The organism is Flavobacterium psychroterrae (assembly GCF_018380615.1).
Classification (GTDB): domain Bacteria; phylum Bacteroidota; class Bacteroidia; order Flavobacteriales; family Flavobacteriaceae; genus Flavobacterium; species Flavobacterium psychroterrae.
Genome location: NZ_JAGYVZ010000066.1, coordinates 1 through 1,729, shown reverse-complemented (window position 1 = coordinate 1,729; position 1,729 = coordinate 1). Strand labels below are relative to the sequence as shown.

Annotated in this window: 4 protein-coding genes; all 4 read right to left on the bottom strand. The window is 34.9% G+C overall.

Going from position 1 to position 1,729, the window contains the following annotated elements; translation table 11 throughout:
* Nucleotides 1–252 (bottom strand): transposase (locus tag KHA90_RS25670; RefSeq protein ID WP_317197425.1); only part of this gene is annotated, 252 nt, incomplete at its 3' end.
* A gap of 46 nt (nucleotides 253–298) precedes the next feature.
* The gene (locus tag KHA90_RS25665) at nucleotides 299–565 is read right to left on the bottom strand and encodes a transposase (RefSeq protein ID WP_262899380.1); all 267 of its coding nucleotides are present in this window, start codon (nucleotides 563–565) and stop codon (nucleotides 299–301) included.
* Nucleotides 566–907: 342 nt separating this feature from the next.
* Complete coding sequence (locus KHA90_RS24980; RefSeq protein WP_213308236.1) at nucleotides 908–1,078, bottom strand: ISAon1 family transposase N-terminal region protein; 171 nt, start codon at nucleotides 1,076–1,078, stop codon at nucleotides 908–910.
* Between the two features lie 221 nt (nucleotides 1,079–1,299).
* Nucleotides 1,300–1,434: a hypothetical protein gene (locus KHA90_RS25660; protein WP_262899379.1), complete on the bottom strand. Its 135-nt coding sequence runs from the start codon at nucleotides 1,432–1,434 to the stop codon at nucleotides 1,300–1,302.
* Between the last annotated feature and the right edge of the window lie 295 nt (nucleotides 1,435–1,729).

Here is a 1,729-nt window from a genome sequence, read left to right as displayed (position 1 = left end):
AGAGATTGTACCAAAAGACTTAAACCCGGATTGATTTACTTTTTCGTGCCATTTAGCTAGTTTAGCAAAGCCTATGATTTTATCTTTTGTGTTCTCAAAGATTCCACGGAGCTCTTGAGTTAGATTACATCCTTTTTGAATATCAGGATACAATTCAAATAGTATTGCAGTACGTTCTGTTTGATTTTGAGTCCATTTCGATTTTGTTTTGTACAAGAAATAGAGGCTTCTGGCTAGGAATTGCTTAAGGATGTCCTCATTTGAAAGTATCTTGGATTCGAAATTTACATTTGACTTCTTAGCTCTCTATGTTTTCATTTTCTAGATCTATAGCTTCCCAGCGATATTTAATTCTAATTTCCTGTAAAGTCTCTAATGCTAATTTTTGAACATGAAAACGATCTGTGACCCGAGTTGTATTTGGGAAACATCTTTTAGCAATTAATCCCATATTACCGGCCATATCCAAAGTAATTTCCTTGACTAGGTTGCGTAGTTTAAGAGGGATTTTTTCAATAACGGCAACAACTGCCTCAGCTTTGGTTCCTGCAACCATAGCTACCATAGTTCCTTTTCTGCCTTTATTTGTTGGTTAAAATAGTATAGAACTCACCATTAGAAAGAGGTGTTTCATCTATTGATAAACGTTTTCCAATATTTTGTGGAAAAAGCAATCATTTTTTTGCATGTGATATTTGATTCCAAACCTTGAAATCAGTTGAAAATCTTTGTATCGGCATTGCAAATTCCTGCCCGAAACTCCGTAAAAAGAAGCAATGATATGACAATCATTTGGACTGGAATCTATTGATCTCTTTTAAAAAAGACGCAAACTCTTGGGTTACCCGAGTTCCGTCTGCTACTAAATTCCAATCCCTAAAACTACTTTAACAGTATCTTCCTGAAGCTATCTTCTTCGGATAATATGCAGATGAGCGTGATGTCCTCGGATTGGGAAATCCTGAACTGTTATTTTATCAAAGAATCCTTTTGAACTTAATTTGGATTCCCTGTATTCTTTACATATCGAATTAATCTCTTTTAGATAAAGATGAAGTATTTCGTCTTCCTTGTTCATAAGAAGTAAGTTTAGACGATTCTTAATATCCCATTTTGCTAAACTTCCACTAATCCAAATTACTTGATCCCTTCATCAAACTATAGATTTCTCCATTGACATGCTTACTTGCGCGATTTAAGCCGTCAGGCAATTCTTTTAATCGACATAAATGTTTTTTTGTAGAAGTTAACAATGAGAAGTCCCATGTGACGAGGATTATTGAAGTCTTTTTTTTGCTTCTAATGCCCTAATTCTGCAAGTACTTTTGGTTTCATTTGTTTGGCAAGCACTTCATCTACGTATTTACCATATTCCGGAGCGCTTGCGACCATATTTTCTACAAGCAATACTTTTAGATTTGTTTGATATTTCAAGTATATTCCATTGCCAAAATTCTTCACGAAGCTTCGGGACTATCGGCGCTAGGTGCCGGTTTTCAAAAGAAGAGTATTTGCGAAGCCACTTAAACAGGCATGTCTAAATCAATTATATTGCGAGAAATATAACACAAGTAGGGCAATTCCTATAAATGGTAAAAACAACAAAAAGTTAAGTTTTGTGTTATCAGAGTGTTAAGGGGAAGTTTCGGAAAAACATTGAAATTATACAATAAAAAGGCTTGTAAATGTAAATAAAGGGGTTATTTTTGCACCCGCAACAAGGGCAGAC

Excerpts from the sequence above, each read along its gene's own strand:
- KHA90_RS25665 (WP_262899380.1), bottom strand. The coding sequence starts at position 565 with ATGGTAGCTATGGTTGCAGGAACCAAAGCTGAGGCAGTTGTTGCCGTT.
- KHA90_RS24980 (WP_213308236.1), bottom strand. The coding sequence starts at position 1,078 with ATGAACAAGGAAGACGAAATACTTCATCTTTATCTAAAAGAGATTAAT.